Raw genomic sequence first — 17,021 nt, 5'->3', positions numbered from 1 at the left:
GTATTTTTGCTTAGCCAGCGAACAATTTTGCACAGTTATTTTCGAATCAGAACACTAGAATAGCCCCCATCTTTTTCGGAGCCAGAGCCTTTATGTCAGATCCGGTTGACGCCCCAGGGCTGTCAGATTTACCGCTGGAAGACTTGGTGGCCTGTCATGAGTGCGACCTCCTGATGCGCAAGCCCAAGCTTGCCCATGGCGAGAAAGCGCTCTGCCCGCGCTGCGGTTACGAGTTGTATGCCCATCGTCACAATGTTGTGCAACGCAGCCTGGCCCTGGTCATCGCCGCACTGTTGCTCTACGTGCCGGCGAACTTTTTACCGATCATGAAGCTCAATGTACTCGGGCAGTCTTCGCAGGATACGGTCTGGACTGGCGTTGTCGGGTTGTTCAATACCGACATGCGCGGCGTTTCAGTCGTTGTCTTCCTCTGCAGCATGGCGATTCCACTGCTCAAGCTGTTGTGTCAGCTCATGGTATTGCTGTCGATCCGTTTTGATATCGGCCGTAGTTACGGCTTGTTGCTCTACCGCATTTATCACCACCTCAAAGACTGGGGAATGCTCGAGGTCTACCTCATGGGCGTCCTCGTGGCGATCGTCAAACTGGCGGACATGGCGGCCATCACCGTCGGCCTCGGTCTGGCGTGTTTCATCGGTTTGTTGTTGGTTCAGGTCTGGCTGGAAGTGGTGATGTCACCGCACCAGATCTGGCAGGCGTTATCAGGAGAGGATGCCCATGCGGGCGATTGATGCGGGCATTCTGATCTGTACCGAATGCCATGAATTGAACAAACAGGATGCGGACACTGACGAGCAGACCTGCACCCGCTGCGGTGCGCTGGTTCACGCTCGTCGTCCGAACAGTCTGGCCCGCACCTGGGCCCTGCTGATCACGGCTGCGATTATCTACATCCCGGCCAATGTGTTGCCGATCATGACGGTCAGCTCGTTGGGTCAGGGCGATCCGAGCACCATCATGTCCGGCGTGATCCAGCTGGTACAACACGGCATGATCCCGATTGCCGCCGTGGTGTTCATCGCCAGTATTCTGGTGCCGACCTTCAAACTCGTGGGCATCGCGCTGCTGCTGTTTTCGGTGCAGCGACGTCAGCCGTTGTCCGCGCGGCAGCGAATCTGGATGTACCGCTTTATCGAGTTCATCGGTCGCTGGTCGATGCTCGATATCTTTGTGATCGCCATTCTGGTGGCGGTCGTCAATTTCGGCCGGCTTGCCAGTGTCGAAGCCAATCTTGGCGCCATCGCTTTCGCCAGTGTGGTGATTCTGACGATGCTTGCCGCAGTAACTTTCGATCCCCGACTGATTTGGGATAACACGGAGTCGGACGACGACCATGACTGATTTGCCTGTAGCGAAAACCCGACCGGCCTCCAACTGGTCTGCCATTTGGGTACTGCCTCTGATTGCCCTGATCATTGGCGGCTGGCTCGGCTGGCGTGCCTACAACGAAACCGGCATCGAGATTCAGGTGCGTTTCGAAAGCGGTGAAGGCATCCAGGCCAACAAGACCGAAGTGGTCTACAAGGGCATGCCGGTGGGTAAGGTGAAGACGCTCAAACTTGATGACGAGGGCAACTCCAAAGGGGTGATTGCCACCGTCGAGATGAACAAGGACGTCGAGCAATACCTCAAGACCAGCACGCGCTTCTGGTTGGTGAAACCGAGCGTGACGCTGGCCGGTATCACCGGTCTGGAAACCCTGGTTTCGGGTAACTACGTGGCCATCAGCCCCGGCGAAGGCGAGCCCACCCGCAAGTTCAAGGCGCTGGCCGAAGAGCCGCCGCTGTCGGACTCCAAGCCGGGTCTGCACCTGACCATCAAGGCCGATCGCCTCGGTTCGCTGAACCGTGGCAGCCCGGTGTTCTACAAGCAGATCAAAGTCGGTCAGATCAAAAGCTACGTGCTGTCTGAAGACCAGAGCACCGTTGAGCTCAAAGTGTTCATCGAGCCGACCTACGCCAAACTGGTGCGCAAACATACGCGTTTCTGGAATGCCAGTGGCATCAGCATCGACGCCAACCTGTCGGGGGTGAAAGTACGCAGCGAGTCTCTGGCGAGCATCGTCGCCGGCGGCATCGCCTTCGCCACACCAGAGAATCGCAAGGACAGTCCGCCCACCGATCCAAGCCTGCCGTTCCGTCTCTATGAAGACTTCGACGCCGCCGCTGCCGGCATTCGGGTCAAGGTCAAACTCAGTGACTTCGAAGGTCTGCAGGCCGGCCGTACGCCGGTGATGTACAAGGGCATTCAGGTCGGCAACATGAAAGCGCTGAAAATCGATCCGGATCTGAACAGCGCCACGGCCGAGCTGACGCTGGATCCTCTGGCGGAAGACTATCTGGTCGAGGGCACGCAATTCTGGGTGGTCAAACCATCGATTTCCCTGGCCGGTATCACCGGGCTCGAAGCGTTGGTCAAAGGTAACTACATCGCCGTGCGTCCGGGCGACAAAGGTGCCGCGCCGAAGCGCGAATTCGAGGCGCGGCCAAAAGCGCCGCCGCTGGATCTGCGTTCGCCGGGTCTGCACTTGGTGCTGTTCACCGATGTTCTCGGTTCGATCGAAGTCGGCAGTCCGATTCTGTACAAGCAGGTCAAGGTCGGTTCGGTACAGAGCTATCAGTTCTCCAAGACCAAAAAGCAAATCGTCATCGGCGTGCATATCGAGAAGGAGTACGAAAACCTGGTCAACGCGTCGACACGCTTCTGGAATGTCAGCGGCATCACCCTCACCGGTGGCCTGACGGGCGGGATTCAAGTGAAGAGCGAGTCGTTGCAGACGTTGATGGCCGGCGGCATTGCCTTTGAAACACCGCAAGCCAAGGCGCCGCTGCAAAAGCGTATTCCGCGCTTCCGTTTGTTCGCCAACCACGACGAGGCGAACCAGAAAGGCACTTTGGTGACGATCAAGGTTGATCGCGCCGATGGCCTGCGCAGCGGTACCCCGGTTCGATTCAAGGGTCTGGACGTCGGCAAGATTGAAAGCGCTGATCTGGCTGATGATTTGCAATCGGTGCTGCTCACTGCGCGCATCACCGAAGTGCCGGAGCGCATTGCGCGGGTCGGCAGTCAGTTCTGGGTGGTCAAACCTGAGTTGGGTTTGATGAAGACTTCCAACCTGGAAACCTTGGTCACCGGGCAGTATGTGGAAGTGCAGCCGGCGGCGAAAAACCTCGGCCCGCAGAAGAACTTCGTTGCGCTGGCCAATCCGCCGGAAGTGAGCAAGCAAGAAGCCGGCTTGAGTCTGGTGTTGAGCGCCGCGCGCCGTGGCTCGCTGAAACCGGGTGTGCCCGTGACCTACCGCGAAATCACCGTGGGCAAGGTCACCGGTTATGAACTGGGCCAGACGGCTGACCGGGTGTTGGTGCACATTTTGATCGAACCGAAATACGCGCCGTTGGTGCGCAGCGGTACGCGGTTCTGGAACACCAGCGGCGTCGGTTTCGACATCGGCTTGTTCAATGGCCTGACGGTGCGCACGGAGTCGCTGGAGACGGCGATTCAGGGTGGCATCGCCTTCGCTACGCCGGACGGTGAGCGCATGGGCAACCCGGCACGGCCTGAGCAGACGTTCCCGCTGTTCGACAAGTTCGAGGATGAGTGGCTGACCTGGGCGCCGAAGATTTCGCTCGGTAAATAACCTGTCATTGATGTGGCGTCTGCAAAGACGCCTTCGCTGGCAAGCCAGCTCCCACAGGGTTTTATGTCGGATACAGAATTTGTGTTCAGCGCCAAAAAAATGTGGGAGCTGGCTTGCCAGCGATGAGGTCCTCCTAATCAGCACAAACCCAAAGCCATGAAAAAGGGCCGCGATCCCAACAGATCGCGGCCCTTTTTTTGCCTTCAGCTAAAGCAGATCAAACTTCATCCAGTTCCGGCTCATCGGCTTGCACATTGACGGTGGCTTTCACCACGTCATGGCGGCGGATGTACTTCCAGTCCGCCTCGTCGATGTAGATCCCCGCCGGGCCGCTGCCGCCTTCCAGGTCGATGGCGACACTGGCGCAGACCTGCGGCTTCACACTCGCCAGAATCGGCACGAAGCCCAATTGCAGGCTGGTTTCCAGCAGCGCTGCCTGGTTCTTCTCGTCGATGTCCGCCGCCTCGTCGAGGTAGTACGGCAGGCGCACGCGACCGGCCAGGTCGCGATCCATCAAGTGCAGCAACAAGTACATGTTGGTCAGCGCCTTGATGGTCATGGTGGTGCCGTTGGACGCCGCGCCGTCGATGTCGGTGTGGATCACTGGCTGGCCGTTGACCTTGGTGATCTCGAACGCCAGTTCGAACAAGTCCTTGAGGCCGAGCTGGTTGTGGTTTGCCGCCACCAGCCGCGCCAGGTATTCCTTGGCCTCTTCGTTCTTGTTGTCCTGTTCGGCGCTCTGGCTCAGATCGAACACCGACAGGGTTTCGCCTTCTTCGTATTGACCGGCGCTGTGGATGATCTGATCGATGTGCTTGAGCGCTTCCTTGTTTGGCGCCAGGACGATGCGGAAGCTCTGCAGGTTGGACACCTGACGCTTGTTGATCTCGCGGTTGAACAGCGCCAGTTGGTGCTCGAGGCTGTCGTAGTCGCTGCGGATGTTGCGCAGGGTCCGGGCGATGTCGGTGACCGCCGCACGCCGCGCCTTGCCCAACGTCAGGGCTTCGTCGGTACGGTGCGCGTAAGCGTTGATCAGCAACGACAGACGGCGCTCCATGTCGTCTTCGCTGTCGAACTTGGCCACGCCTTTGAGGCGAACTTGCGCGTACAGCGCTTCGATCTGCCCGTCGGCGCGCAGCAAGCCTTGCCAGCTGTCCTGATAGTCGTTGAGCAGCGGCAGCAGGTTGTCCATCGAGTCGTCGACCGGATCCATGAACGGCGTACCGAACGGCAGATCCGCCGGCAGCAACTGTCGGCGACGCAGGGCGTCGTCGAGGGTGCGTTGCTTGGCTTCCATGTCGGCGATCTGCCGCCCGACCAGTTGCAACTTGGCCGACAGTTGCTGGACGCGCTCGGTGAACGCATCGCTGGAACGCTTGAGTTCGTCTTGCGCGGCTTCCATCTGCGCCAGATGCTCAAGCTTGTCGCCTTCTTCGGCGCTCAGGGTCTGGGTGCGACGGAAATCTTCCAGGGCTTTCTGCGCATCCAGCACTTGCTGGTATAGCGCTTCGGTCTGGGTCTTGCTCGCGGCGCGGTCGGCGGCCACGGCTTGCTGGGTCTTGAGTTGCTTGAGCTCTTTTTCCAGACGTTCTTTCTGGTCACGCAGCGCGGCGCGGTCGGCCAGCGCTTGCAAAGCCGGCGGCTCGATGTGCGAGATGTCGATCGACAGCCCCGGCACTTCGAAGCGCTCGCCCTTGAAGCCATCGAGGATCAGTTCGACCGATTTGACCCACTCGCCATCCTCGTCGAGGGTGATGCCGTGTTCGCCGAGCGGCAGGCTGAACAGTGCACTGTTGAACAGTCGCATCAGGCGTTCGACGTCCTGTTGCGAGAACTCCTCACGCAGGCGGGCATAGCTGTTGTTGTCGGCGTGATCGAGTTGCTGCTTCACCGACTTCAGGCGTTTTTCCAGGTCGCGCAGACGCTCTTCCAGATCCTCGGCGCTGAACTGTCGGGACTGTGCTAGCGCACCGGCCAGTTCGTCGTGGGCATCCTTGGCCGCGAGCAGTTGTTGCTCCAGCACTTTCACGTCATCGACCAGGGCGAAGCGGTTCTTCAGCACCGACAACTCACCGAGCCAGCGTTGGATACCGGAAATTTCCCGCTCCAGACGCATCAGTTCCTGCGTGCCGCCACGCTGATCGTTTTGCAGATCGTCCTGCTCGCGACGGTAGTGTTCGGCCTGAATGGTCAGCTCTTCCTTGCGCGCCGTGGCGTAGTCCGACCAGGTGCCGAGCAATGAATCGAGCAGCGGCGACAGGCGATGCAGTTTGCCGCGCAGCACGTCGCGCTGTTTCACGCCGTTGGCCAAGGCTTCGACCAGTGGGCCGGCAGCGACCAGCGAGTTGTAGTCCTGCTCCATCCGGCGTACATCGCGGAAGGCTTCTTCGCACGCGGCGATGTAGTCGACGCTGCCGGAACGCAGGCTGTGCTCGAAGGCATCGAGGAACAGCTGCTTCAACTTGGCCGCGGTGATTTCGCGCATGTGCAGCAGGTTGATGAACAGCGCGCGGAAGGTCTTCAGGCTCTGCTCGCTGGTGGAGCGCAGCGGGATCAGGGTCAGGTCCAGCGGGATCGACGTGTGCCCGCCAACCAGCAAACGACGCAGTTCGTCCGGCTTGAGTTCGTAGGCTTTCAGGCCTTCTTTCTCAAGGTTGCTGAACAGCTCTTTCTGCCGCAGGCAGGTGTCGTTCTTCTGGTAATGCGCCAGATCCAGCTTGCCGGCGTAGGCGAAGAACTGGTGACCGAAACCACCGCCCGGGCCACGGCCGACCACGCCGATCACGTGCGGGCCGTGCGGTAGATTGACTTCGACGAGGATGTAGCTGGTGTCAGAGGCGAAGTAGAAACGTCGCGATTGTTCCAGGCTGTACTTGCCGAAACTCATGTCCGACATGCGCGCCAGAATCGGGAACTGCAGGGCGTTGATCGACGCCGATTTACCGAGGTTGTTCGCGCCATAGACCGACAGCGGTTCTTCCAGCGGGAACAGGCCGAGGCTGTAACCGGCGGTGTTCAAAAGGGCAAAGCGGCGGATGCCGTAGCGTTCCTGGCTCATGCGTCGGACTCCTGTTCTTCGGCAATGGCTCTAGCCAGTGCGTCTTCTTCGCTCTCTTCTTCAAACTCGCTGAGATCGAGCGGATCGTCGGTCTCGAGGAATTTGGCTTCGGCTTCTTCGTCGATCAGCACCGGTGCCGGCAGCGGCAGCACGCTGTGCACGCTGGCCGCCAGATCGCGGTCCTGCTGCACCGACAGGCACACATCGAGGAAGCGGTGCATCGGTGGCAGGAAACGGTACACGCCGTTTTCTTCACCGGCGAAACCGAGCTGGGTCATGCGACGCATGATTTTTTCTTCGAGTTCTTCAACGGTCTGCACTTCGGCCTGGATGAACAGGTCGCGGTATTTGTCCAGCAGCGACGGCAATTCTTCGCGGCCGAGGCTGCCGCCGTCGAGCACGGCGATCGGGTCACGACCCTGATCGGCCAGATGCTCGACGAGAATGAAGGTGAACAGCGCCAGACGCTGGGCGGTCTTGTTCACCGCCGCAGCGGCCATGTCCGGCACGAAGTAGTAGAAGCCACGGGTGTCGCAGACCAGCTCGAACCCCAGCGCCTTGAACAGCGTGCGGTATTGATCCTGGAAGTTCGACAGTTGCGCGTACAACTCCGGGTCGCGGCGGCTGACGTGATAGCCCTTGAACAGCTCGCGGAAGATCGGCGCCAGTTGGGACAGTTCGGATAGATCAAGATGCATTGGGGATGCTCGCAGAATCCTCGGCGGCGGAGTCGCGGGCCGAGAGCAGGGCGAAGGAGCGCAGGCTGACCTGGTGCTCGTGAGTGTGATATTCGCGGCGTTCCAGACGCTCGCGGGTAAAGCGTTTTTCCCGCGACAGGCGCGAGAACCAGTAGAGCAATTCGTCGGTGGCGCCGTCCGGTTCCTGCTCCAGCAGCCAGGTCATCAGATCCGGCATTGGCAGGGACTCTTCGCAACGCTCGACCATCTCGCGCACGGTGCGCGGTGCACGCGGGGCATCGCCGGACTTCTGGGTTTTGTGCGCTTTGGGGAAACGCGCCGGTTTCGGCTCGAAACGCGCCAGAGCGTAGACGTAAGCCTCGACCTGACTGGCGCTGCCGAGGAAGGTGCTTTGCGGCCGGGTGAACAGCGGCATCGCCGCTTGCGGTACGGCATCGATGCCTTTGCGGCGAATCGCTGCCAGCGCCAGCGCGGCACCACGGGTCACGGCGTTGTGGCGGCGTGCTTCTTCACGCAGCGGCAACAGCAGTTCGCGGGCGTGACGCAGGGTCAACTGGGCGCTGGTCTGCATTTCGAGGATGCGCGCGTGGGTGCGCAGCAGCATGTCGTCGTCGACCAGATGGCCGAGGCGCTGCTGTTCGCTGAGCATCTTCAACAGCACGGTTTCAACCTTGCGCACGCCTTGTTCGAAGGCGCCGTCGGCGTTCACCAGATCGATCATCGGCTCGACGTATTCGTCCCAGGTCGCCAGGACTTCGGCGTAACGCTGGCGCAGCGGAATCTGCCGGTCGCTGGTCTTGGCCCGTTCGGCGACGGCCACCAGCGCCTGTTCGTCGTTGTCGAGTTTCTTCAGCACGTCGCGCACGCGCATGTCGAGCAAACGCAGCTGACGGGCGAGATCGTTGCCGTCGCGAACGTCGAACGCGTCCTGAATGTAGCCGGCCAGCCGTTCGAGGTGGCGCAGATAGGCTTCGATTTCCAGGCACAGGCCCAGCCGGTGCTCACGGCGCAGATAGGCGAGGAAGTCGTGGATCTGCGCGTTGAGCTCGAAACGGTTCGGGCTTTTCGCCACGGGCACCAGAATGTCGAGGCGAATCCACACGTCGAGCAGGCTGGTGATGTCCTGCGGCGTGCTGTCCAGTTGTTGGGCGGCCAGTTGCGTGCGCAGTTCGTTGAGGCTCAGGGTGCCTTGGTCGAAGTGCTCGCACAGTGGCTCCAGAAGTGCCCAGTGTTCAGCGAGGGCGCGCAAGACGCGCTTGGGTTCGATCATCGGAATGGCCGGCTGGTTGGCGATTAAAAGCCGCGATTGTACTGCATCAGGAGGGATGCGATTCACTCTCGGGACGGGCTGTCGCTTTTTCCCGGATTAAAGACGGGATCAAGACTATCGATCAACAACGGGCGATCTTGAGCGAAGGGCGGTAGAATCAGCACACTTTCAGTTATCCACAAGTGGCCGACCTTTGCTTATCGAGTCCCGCCGCCGCGCCTATTTGAACGCCATGCAGGTGGTCAACTGGCTGCCGCGCACCGAATTGCCTTTCGCCGCCCCGTCGCGGCCCGAACTGCTGGACATGCCCGAGCCTGAGCCAGAGGTGGCGGCGGTGCCGGTTGTTCAGGCCGAAGCCCCGGTGCAGAGTGCACCGCGCCCGGTCGAACGGCCGAAAATCGAGGTGCCGCGCCCGTCGCTCGCCAGTACCCGTACCGGTGCCAAACCGGTGGCAGAGGTCGAAGAGGCGCCAGTGGTGGTCAAACCCGCCCCCGTGCCGCCACCGCGGTTTGCCCTGCAACTGCTGCGCGCCGGGGCTTGCCTGCTGCTGGTCGAGTTACCCACAGGCGAAGCGTTCCAGAGCCGCGATCCGGCCTATCTGTTGCTCAAGGACATTTTGCGCGCCGCCGGTCTGCCGGATGCGCCGCAGATCGTCGGCGAGCCGGTGCGCTGGCCGTGGCTGAACCGCGGCACCCTGGATCAGGGCCCGGAAGCGGCACGCGACTTCGTTCAGGGTTTTCTTTCGGTACAAATGGAAGCGGCGCCTTGCGCCTGCCTGTGGCTGATCGGCCTGCCGGCGGTGCGTTTTGCCGGTGAAGCGGACGCCGAAGCGTTCAATAGTGAATTGCAGATCGAAGGCCTGGGCCTGGCCTGGGCCATCCCCGGTCTGGAATTGTTAATGGAAGAGCCACAGCGCAAAGCCGCTGTGTGGCAAGCCATGCGTCGGCTGATGGCGCGCTGGAAACCATCGAATGAGTGAAGCTGTATCGTTCCGCCCGATGACCGAGGCGGACCTGGACGCGGTATTGAAGATCGAATACGCGGCGTACAGCCATCCCTGGACCCGCGGGATTTTTCTCGACGGGCTGGGCAAGTACCAGATCTGGCTGATGTTCGAAGGTCAGCAACAGGTCGGCCACGGAGTGGTGCAGATCATTCTCGACGAGGCGCACCTACTGAACATCACGGTCAAACCGGAGAATCAGGGGCGTGGGCTGGGGCTGGCGCTACTTGAGCATCTGATGTCGCGGGCGTATGCGGCCTCTGCCCGGGAGTGTTTCCTGGAAGTGCGCGACAGCAATACTGCAGCGTTCAGGTTGTACGAGCGCTATGGTTTCAATGAGATTGGCCGGCGGCGGGATTACTATCCGGCGGTGGGCGGGCGTGAAGATGCCGTAGTGATGGCCTGCACCCTGGTCGACTGAACATATTTAAAAGCTTCGCGAGCAAGCCCGCTCCCACATTGGTTTGAGTCGTGTCTCAATTCCCTGTGGGAGCGGGCTTGCTCGCGAAGGCATCCTTACAGGCAATACAGATCAGCGATTGCCATCCAGCGGATCACGCCGCGCCAGCTCCGCCTCATCCAGGCCGTTACCCCCGCCAATGTCGTCCTCGTCGACAATGCTCAGATCCCAATCCGCCTGATTGCCTTCGCCAGCCTCCTCGGCATCGCGTGCACCGTCCTCATGAATCAGGGTTTCCGGGCTCAGGTCATCGTCGGTCGGCTCATGGTCAGCGGTTGATGCGCCGGTAAAACCCGCCTCGCGCACCCGTTCGTCGGGCATCAGTTGCTCGCGCTCGCGCTCGGGAATCTCGTCGCCGATTTTTGCGCTGGGTTCGTCTTCATCGAAATCCAGCTCATGCACCGAGCCCATGCGGTCTTCGTTATCATCGATGGGTTCCGGTTGCACCGCATCGAACGGACGTCGTGAATCAGTCATGGCAAATCCTCATACTGTGGGCCTTACTGAGGTGGACACACCGGGCACACGAGAATTCCAACGAAAACACTTGCGATCCTTGCGTGACCCCGACGGGCGGTCGTTTGTCATACCTGCGCATCTTTCTTGAGGCCTTAACCATGCACGACTTACAAGACCTGATTGATAACAACGAGCGCTGGGCTGACGCGATCACCAAGGAAGACCCGGATTTCTTCGCCAAGCTGGCGCGCCAGCAGACCCCGGAATATCTGTGGATCGGCTGCTCCGACGCACGGGTGCCGGCCAACGAGATCGTCGGCATGCTGCCGGGCGATCTGTTCGTCCACCGTAACGTCGCTAACGTGGTGCTGCACACCGACCTCAATTGCCTGTCGGTGATTCAGTACGCGGTCGACGTGCTCAAGGTCAAACATATCCTCGTTACCGGCCACTATGGCTGCGGCGGTGTGCGCGCGTCGATGCAGGATCGCCAGTTCGGCCTGATCGATGGCTGGCTGCGCTCGATCCGTGACCTGTATTACGAAAAACGTGAAGAACTGGCCAAGCTGCCGACCGAGGAAGAGCAGGTCGACCGCCTCTGCGAGCTCAACGTCGTCCAGCAAGTGGCCAACGTCGCCCACACCAGCATCATCCAGAACGCCTGGCATCGCGGCCAGAGCCTGTCGATTCACGGTTGCATCTACGGCATCAAGGACGGTCGCTGGAAAAGCCTGAACACCACCATCAGCGGTTTCGAGCAACTGCCGCCGCAATATCGTCTGCGTCCGGTCGGCGCGTTGTAATCCCGATCAGTGCGCATCTCGCCAGCACTGCAAAAAGTGCTGGCCTTCGATACTGGGTGGTTCATCGTAACCGGTGATCCACCCTCGGCAGCGTGAAGAGCCGCAGGTGCAGGGGAACTGCTGTACCAGGCGGTCTTCAGTGGTGGCGAAGTCGATGGACAGGCGTTCACCCGGCTGAATGTCGCGCAGCGCCCACAGCCACAGCTCACTCATGTCCAGAAACACATTCGGATCGCAGGCATGTTCGAGCAACCCGCAAAAGCGCGGGTCGTAGATATGGATGCCGCTCAGCAACTGACGGGTCTGGCGACAGCGATAGGGCAGCAGTTGCCCGGAAATCCGGCACATTCGGGTAATGCGCAGGAACTCCCGACGCGCCACAACGGCAGCGCGGCCATGTGCGTCCTGAACGATTTCGAAATCGGCAGTCGACGGGAATCCCAGACGTACCGGCAACCCGGCAAACGGGTAGATACCGGGTGCGTCGCGGGGGATGTGGTGCTGCTGTGCCTGGTTGTTCATAACAATCCCTGTCGGCAAATGCTGCGACTTCCCTGGTCTGACGTCCTGTCAGCGCTGCAACATGTTTGGATCCAATGTTCCGCTTTATCACTCCAACCGTCTACTGTCAGATCTGACAGGCGTGATTGGCTGCTTCCCGCGTCAGCGTTGACTGACACAGGAAGCAATTTCCGCGAATCAAAGATGCGGCGCGGGTACGGCGGTATCCGGCAATGCGCCCTGCAGCTGCTGCAACTGCGCCTTGATCGGCGTGGTCGAACACTTGGCGGCAGCATCTGCCGGGCTCAGGTTGCGGATCGAGGTGTAGAACAGCTCACAGGTTTTGACCTTCTGCGTTACTTGCCAGGTCTGCTTGCAGCTTTCGAGCAGGGTTTTCGCATCGGTACCGGGTTTGCTGCCCATTCCGGCTTGCCAGCAAGCGGCGCTCAAGTCCTGACCCATGACCTTCAAACCGGCGGCATCGGCTTTCGCCTCATCGCCGTCGTAGCTGGCCGGGTCGGCGGCGTACCAGATGTAGCTCGGATGGTTCGAACCCAGCACCGGCACGTTCACCCCTGCGCTCGGGCTGATGGTCGCCAGACCCAATACGGCCACGGTCGGACCGTATTGCTGCTTGATCCAGTTACGCACCGGCGCACCGAAGGCGACCATCGGCAGAGTGGTGCCGGCGGCGGTCTGGCTGAACTGCTTGACCAGCGTGGTCTGGTAGTCCTTGAAGTAGTCGTAGACGCCTTCCAGATCACTGCCGGCGTTGGATGGCGCGGCGATTGGCGCAATGTCGATGATGGTCTGATAGGCCGGCGTCTGGTCGGTCGGGATGCCGTTGACGGTCAGCAGGGTGGCCCAGCGATCGGTGGTGTTCGAGCGCAGATAATCCTGGGCCTGGGTCAGCGAGTAATCCGGCGGGAAGTGCAGCAGTTCGACGCTCTTGCGGTTTTCCAGGGCCATGCCCAGCGGCAGGAACAGATACCAGCTGTACGCCCATTTGCCATCGGCATTGAGCTTGCTGGCGCCAGTATAGGCCAGGTCACCGGCATCCAGCAGCGCCGACAGCGGTTTGTCGTAGCCTTCGGGGACGCCGCTGATCTCGGCGTAAATCTGCCCGTTATCGTTCTTCACCAGGACTTTGGCGTTTGTGTAGCCATCGCGCTGCACGCTCTGGCTCAGGTAATGGGCGACGGTCTGCTCCAGCGACCAGTTGCGATAGCAGATCACACTGCAGTTGTTGGGGTAGGCGAAGAGGCGAGTGACGCGCTCGGTGCTGCCCAGCTTCAGGTCGACATCGGCGTGGGCAGCCGCGCTCAGGGTGAGCGCGGCGAGGGTAAGAACTGCGGGGGTAAAACCTGCGAGTTTGAACATGCTCAGATCCTTTTCAGCGTGGGTTCCCCGGGGTTTCGGGGCGCTTCATAGTGGATCAGCCGTGTTGCACAGAGAAGCCGTCATTCACGGATTTTTGCGTCAGCCCGCAGAACTCATTTTTCAGACCTGAAAATGCAGGGCGTTGGTCAGATCGCCCATGGGTTTCTGGCCGCGAGCGATCATCGCTTCATCGCGCTGCTTGAGGCCGTCGAGGGTTTCCAGTTGGAACACTCGGGTGATCAGGCGCAGGATCGACGCCGTGTCGTAGACCGTGTGATCCACCGTGCCTTTGCGGGCGAATGGCGATACCACCAGCGCCGGCACCCGCGACCCCGGGCCCCAGCGATCACCCTTGGGTGGTGCCACGTGGTCCCACCAGCCGCCGTTTTCATCGACGGTGACGATCACCACCATGTTTTTCCACTGCGGGCTTTCGCGCAGCACCTTCAGGGCGCGCACGATGTGCCGGTCACCGGAGGCGACGTCGGCATAACCGGCGTGCATGTTCAGGTTGCCCTGGGGCTTGTAGAACGTCACCGCCGGCAACTTGCCGGCCTCGGCATCGGCGAAGAACTTGTTGGTGCTTGATTCATCGCCCAGGCCGGCATCGCGCAGGCGTTTGTTGCGCTCTTGCGGGTTTTCCGGGCCTTGCTGCTTGAAGTAGTTGAACGGCTGGTGGTGATACTGGAAGTTGGGGATCTTCGGAATGCCGCCCGAATCCTTGTACTGCTCCAGCGTCGCCTGCCAGGCGCCGGCGTACCAGGCCCAGTCGACGTTATTCTTCGACAGCTTGTCGCCAATGTGCTCGTGGGTCTGCGGCACCATTACGTTGGGCAGATCGGCCTTGGAATATTCCGGACGTTCCGGGTCGCGAATCCACGTCGGCCAGTACGGCGGAGCGAGAGTGTTGACGCCGAAGCCGTCCGGGGTCAGCGCACTCGGGCCGAACTGCGGCGGGCCGGTCATGGCGCTGGCGGGTGACTGTTCCAGTGGCTTGAGGCGCGGGTCAGTCGGATCATCGCTTTGCAGGGCGGCAATCTGTGACTTGGCCACCGAATTGGCGACGTCCGGATAGAACGGCGCGGTGGCGCTGATCAGGTACTGGTGGTTGAGGAACGAGCCGCCGAAGGCACCCTGGAAGAAGTTGTCGCACAGCACGAATTCCTGCGCCACATCCCACAGGCGCAGCGAGTAGCGGCTCTGGGCGTAGTGCCCCATGGTCAAACCACCGGAATCGGCCCAGGCGACAAAACCATCGTTCTTGCCGCCATTGATCTGCATCTGGTTCTGATAGAACACGTGCCACAAATCGCGGGTCACCAGACCGAACGGCAAGTCTTCGGCATTCGGGCCCTTGAGGGCGAAAGGCGCGTTGGGCAGGTTTTCCTGAAACTGCGTGGCGCTGGGGTAGGTCACGCCATCAAGCGTTTGCGGGCCGATCTGCAGCACGCCACCCCAGACTGGCGGCAGCGTCTGCAGCAGGCTGCCGTCGCGGTCACGTTGCTGGTAATCGGCAGGCTTGAGCGCCGACAGCGGTTTCTCGACACCGGGGAAATCACCGAACAGGTTGTTGAAGCTGCGGTTCTCGGCGTAGATCACCACCACGGTTTTCACCTGATCGCGCAGGGCCTTGTCCAGCTCGGTCGGGGTCAGCGGGCGCTCGACTGGTTTACCCGGTTGATCGCTGGCGTTGCCGCAGCCGGCCAGGGTCGCGCCCACGCCGAGGACGGCGACACCGCCGAGAAAGCGGCGGCGACTGGTGTCGGTGGGGTTGTCGGATTCAGGTGCGTCAGTGCCGTCTGTCTCGTCTTTCATCTGTCAGCCCGTTCTGCTTAATTGTTTCAGTTTGTTTCGGGCGGACGCTAGCAAGGCAATGTGACAGTTGGGTGACACTTTCAGGTGCAGCAAAACAAATGTGGGAGCGACCAGGTCGGCTCCCACAACGATTCACTCGATTACAACAGGCGCAACGCAAGCTGGCTGCTGTTCTAGCCGGGCATCAGCGAGTGCAAGGAATAGCCGAGCCTGCTGGCCGCCGTTATCGCGGTCATCACCACCAGAAACAGCAGTTGCAGCGGACTGAAGTGCGCCCAGTGCAGCGCGGTCAGCCAGGGGTGGTTATTGCTCAGCTGCGGGTCGAGCGAGCCGATTCGTCGTTTGTGCACCAGTCCGATCAGGATCACGCCCACGTAAGTGAGCGCGCCCAGTGGCCCGAGCAGCAGCGAAAACAGCAGCACCATGACCACCTGCGGTAGCCCGTGGCGTATTACCAGCCAGCGGGTGTCAGGGTTCCATCGGCGCGGAATCAGCCCTTCGGTGAGCCAAAGATCCGCAACGATCACGTGAGACGTCAGCACCACCCACCAACTCAGCGCAAAACGAAAAAACCACACCGGCACACACGCTAACCCCAGCGGAATGAAGGCCAGGGTTGCCGCATCTTTTTGTGGCGAAGCCAGATAGAACAGGAACAGCGCCAAGGCAATGGCCGTCCAGACCCGCACCCAGGTTTCGTCGGCGATGGGCCGTGGCAAAAACCGCCGCCAGTAAAAAACGTCGGCGTAGGGCAATCGCGCGAGCAGCTCCGGGAAGCGCCATTTGAGCTTTTCCGACAGATCGTGGCACGCCTGCCATTCATTCTGACCAAAGCCGTCGATGATCTTCTTCTGCTGCATCGGTTTGAGCGGGTTGATCAACAGATGCGCTGCCTGCACATCGGCCGCCCACGTACGATCGCTTTCAGCCTTGGCCCGCAGGTTGTCGTAGAAACTTTCCTGATTGCAGCGTTCGATCAATTTTTCCCAAAGCCAGTCCGGTTGCGGGTGCAGACCTTTGGTGTGATCCCAGCCGAACAATTGGCCGATACGGTCGAACAGCGGCACGCTCCACTCATGTTCATTGAGCAGATGCAGCAGATTTTGTTGCCATTGCTCGCGGCGATCGAATACCTGGAGCCACGGCTGGCCGCTGTAGTGTTTGAGCAAGTTGAGGAATTCGCGCTCGCTCTGGCTTTCGAGCAGCGCCTGCAAGGCGTTTCGATAGTCGGACATCAGGCTCTCGGCGAGCATGTCGCGCTGGCGATCGTTCATCAGCACTTCTTGCCAGGGGCCCAGCCATCCCAACTGCTCGACGGCCCAGTGCAGTACCGGGCCGCGCAGTTGTGGATGCTCAAAACATAATTGCAGCAACAGCCTTTCGAATGCCTTGGCGCAGCCTTGTTGTTGCGCCTGCTCCCAGCGCTCGCTGAGGTTGTCGGGCGACAGATCTTCAAGCAACTGCCATGCGGCGTGCGTTTCAAGACCCTCCGCGTTGGCGCCCGCGTCCGCCGCCAGCGGCTCGACAAGCAGGGCGTCGTCCTTCGATGGCGGCACAAACGGCTCCGGGGCTGCCGGAATGACGGGCGAAACCTCCAGAGTGGCGAAATCCCACGCCTGGTTTTGCGTCTGGCGGGAGCTGTTGGCCAGCGCATTATCGAGCGCCAACGCAGCAAACGCGCTGGACGCCGTGGCGACAGCGACGTCGGCGTCCTGCTCGTCTTCCTGTTCGGCGTTTTCCAGGCGCCATTGGGCAATCGCCAGCGCGCGTTCGTAGGCTTCGCGCAAGCGCTGGAAGCCTTCGGGATCTTCATCGGGCCTGAAGGTTTTCAGCAGGCGTGCATAACTGCGCTTGATATCGCGGACGTCAGCGTCATCGGGCAAATGCAGGAAGGACCAGCAATCCATGTCAGCGCT

The 17,021-nt window shown here is 60.7% G+C and carries 14 protein-coding genes; 6 read left to right on the top strand and 8 right to left on the bottom strand.

What is annotated here, in order from left to right; translation table 11 throughout:
- Window positions 1-92: 92 nt before the first annotated feature.
- Genes V9L13_RS16100 through V9L13_RS16090 form a run of 3 tightly spaced genes read left to right on the top strand, consistent with a single transcriptional unit; the run spans window position 93 to window position 3,658 of the window.
- A complete protein-coding gene (locus V9L13_RS16100) occupies window positions 93-752 on the top strand; it encodes a paraquat-inducible protein A (RefSeq protein ID WP_045122636.1) in 660 nt (219 codons plus the stop codon).
- On the top strand, window positions 739-1,362 hold the full coding sequence (locus V9L13_RS16095; protein WP_007961513.1) for a paraquat-inducible protein A: 624 nt from the start codon (window positions 739-741) through the stop codon (window positions 1,360-1,362). The genes V9L13_RS16100 and V9L13_RS16095 overlap by 14 nt, the downstream gene beginning before the upstream one ends.
- Window positions 1,355-3,658: an MlaD family protein gene (locus V9L13_RS16090; protein WP_338800007.1), complete on the top strand. Its 2,304-nt coding sequence runs from the start codon at window positions 1,355-1,357 to the stop codon at window positions 3,656-3,658. Before V9L13_RS16095 ends, V9L13_RS16090 begins: the two co-directional genes overlap by 8 nt.
- 217 nt (window positions 3,659-3,875) lie before the next feature.
- Here V9L13_RS16090 and mksF read toward each other — a convergent pair whose 3' ends face one another.
- From mksF to mksB, 3 genes are read right to left on the bottom strand one after another with little or no spacing between them, the layout of a single operon-like run.
- The gene (gene mksF, locus V9L13_RS16085) at window positions 3,876-6,716 is read right to left on the bottom strand and encodes an Mks condensin complex protein MksF (RefSeq protein WP_338800006.1); all 2,841 of its coding nucleotides are present in this window, start codon (window positions 6,714-6,716) and stop codon (window positions 3,876-3,878) included.
- Window positions 6,713-7,414 carry an Mks condensin complex protein MksE gene (gene mksE / locus V9L13_RS16080; protein WP_016773189.1) on the bottom strand — a complete coding sequence of 234 codons (702 nt, stop codon included), beginning with the start codon at window positions 7,412-7,414 and terminating at the stop codon, window positions 6,713-6,715. Before mksE ends, mksF begins: the two co-directional genes overlap by 4 nt.
- Window positions 7,404-8,684: an Mks condensin complex protein MksB gene (mksB, locus tag V9L13_RS16075; RefSeq protein ID WP_167734176.1), complete on the bottom strand. Its 1,281-nt coding sequence runs from the start codon at window positions 8,682-8,684 to the stop codon at window positions 7,404-7,406. The genes mksE and mksB overlap by 11 nt, the downstream gene beginning before the upstream one ends.
- Window positions 8,685-8,916: 232 nt before the next feature.
- Here mksB and V9L13_RS16070 point away from each other — a divergent pair, with 232 nt between their 5' ends.
- Both V9L13_RS16070 and rimI read left to right on the top strand, forming a co-directional pair.
- Entirely contained in the window at window positions 8,917-9,663 is a 747-nt protein-coding gene (locus V9L13_RS16070) for an energy transducer TonB (RefSeq protein WP_338802877.1), read from the top strand.
- The gene (gene rimI / locus V9L13_RS16065; RefSeq protein WP_003228198.1) at window positions 9,656-10,108 is read left to right on the top strand and encodes a ribosomal protein S18-alanine N-acetyltransferase; all 453 of its coding nucleotides are present in this window, start codon (window positions 9,656-9,658) and stop codon (window positions 10,106-10,108) included. The genes V9L13_RS16070 and rimI overlap by 8 nt, the downstream gene beginning before the upstream one ends.
- A 111-nt stretch (window positions 10,109-10,219) precedes the next feature.
- On the opposite strand, the gene V9L13_RS16060 is transcribed toward rimI, so the two are convergent.
- Complete coding sequence (locus tag V9L13_RS16060) at window positions 10,220-10,624, bottom strand: hypothetical protein (protein WP_003228197.1); 405 nt, start codon at window positions 10,622-10,624, stop codon at window positions 10,220-10,222.
- A gap of 140 nt (window positions 10,625-10,764) precedes the next feature.
- Between V9L13_RS16060 and can the strand changes: the two genes are divergently transcribed.
- Window positions 10,765-11,409: a carbonate dehydratase gene (gene can, locus V9L13_RS16055; RefSeq protein ID WP_003228196.1), complete on the top strand. Its 645-nt coding sequence runs from the start codon at window positions 10,765-10,767 to the stop codon at window positions 11,407-11,409.
- Between the two features lie 6 nt (window positions 11,410-11,415).
- Here can and V9L13_RS16050 read toward each other — a convergent pair whose 3' ends face one another.
- From V9L13_RS16050 to V9L13_RS16035, 4 genes are all read right to left on the bottom strand, one after another.
- On the bottom strand, window positions 11,416-11,931 hold the full coding sequence (locus V9L13_RS16050; RefSeq protein WP_338800005.1) for a lysine methyltransferase: 516 nt from the start codon (window positions 11,929-11,931) through the stop codon (window positions 11,416-11,418).
- 177 nt (window positions 11,932-12,108) lie between these two features.
- Window positions 12,109-13,290: a hypothetical protein gene (locus V9L13_RS16045; protein ID WP_338800004.1), complete on the bottom strand. Its 1,182-nt coding sequence runs from the start codon at window positions 13,288-13,290 to the stop codon at window positions 12,109-12,111.
- A gap of 120 nt (window positions 13,291-13,410) precedes the next feature.
- Window positions 13,411-15,105, bottom strand: coding sequence for an acid phosphatase (gene acpA / locus V9L13_RS16040; protein WP_338800003.1), 1,695 nt, complete (start codon window positions 15,103-15,105; stop codon window positions 13,411-13,413).
- Between the two features lie 173 nt (window positions 15,106-15,278).
- The gene (locus V9L13_RS16035) at window positions 15,279-17,012 is read right to left on the bottom strand and encodes a J domain-containing protein (RefSeq protein ID WP_338800002.1); all 1,734 of its coding nucleotides are present in this window, start codon (window positions 17,010-17,012) and stop codon (window positions 15,279-15,281) included.
- Between the last annotated feature and the right edge of the window lie 9 nt (window positions 17,013-17,021).

The organism is Pseudomonas sp. RSB 5.4 (genome assembly GCF_037126175.1).
Taxonomy (GTDB): Bacteria; Pseudomonadota; Gammaproteobacteria; order Pseudomonadales; family Pseudomonadaceae; genus Aquipseudomonas; species Aquipseudomonas fluorescens_H.
The sequence above is the reverse complement of the archived record's forward strand: the minus strand, read 5'-3'. Positions and strand labels throughout refer to the sequence as shown.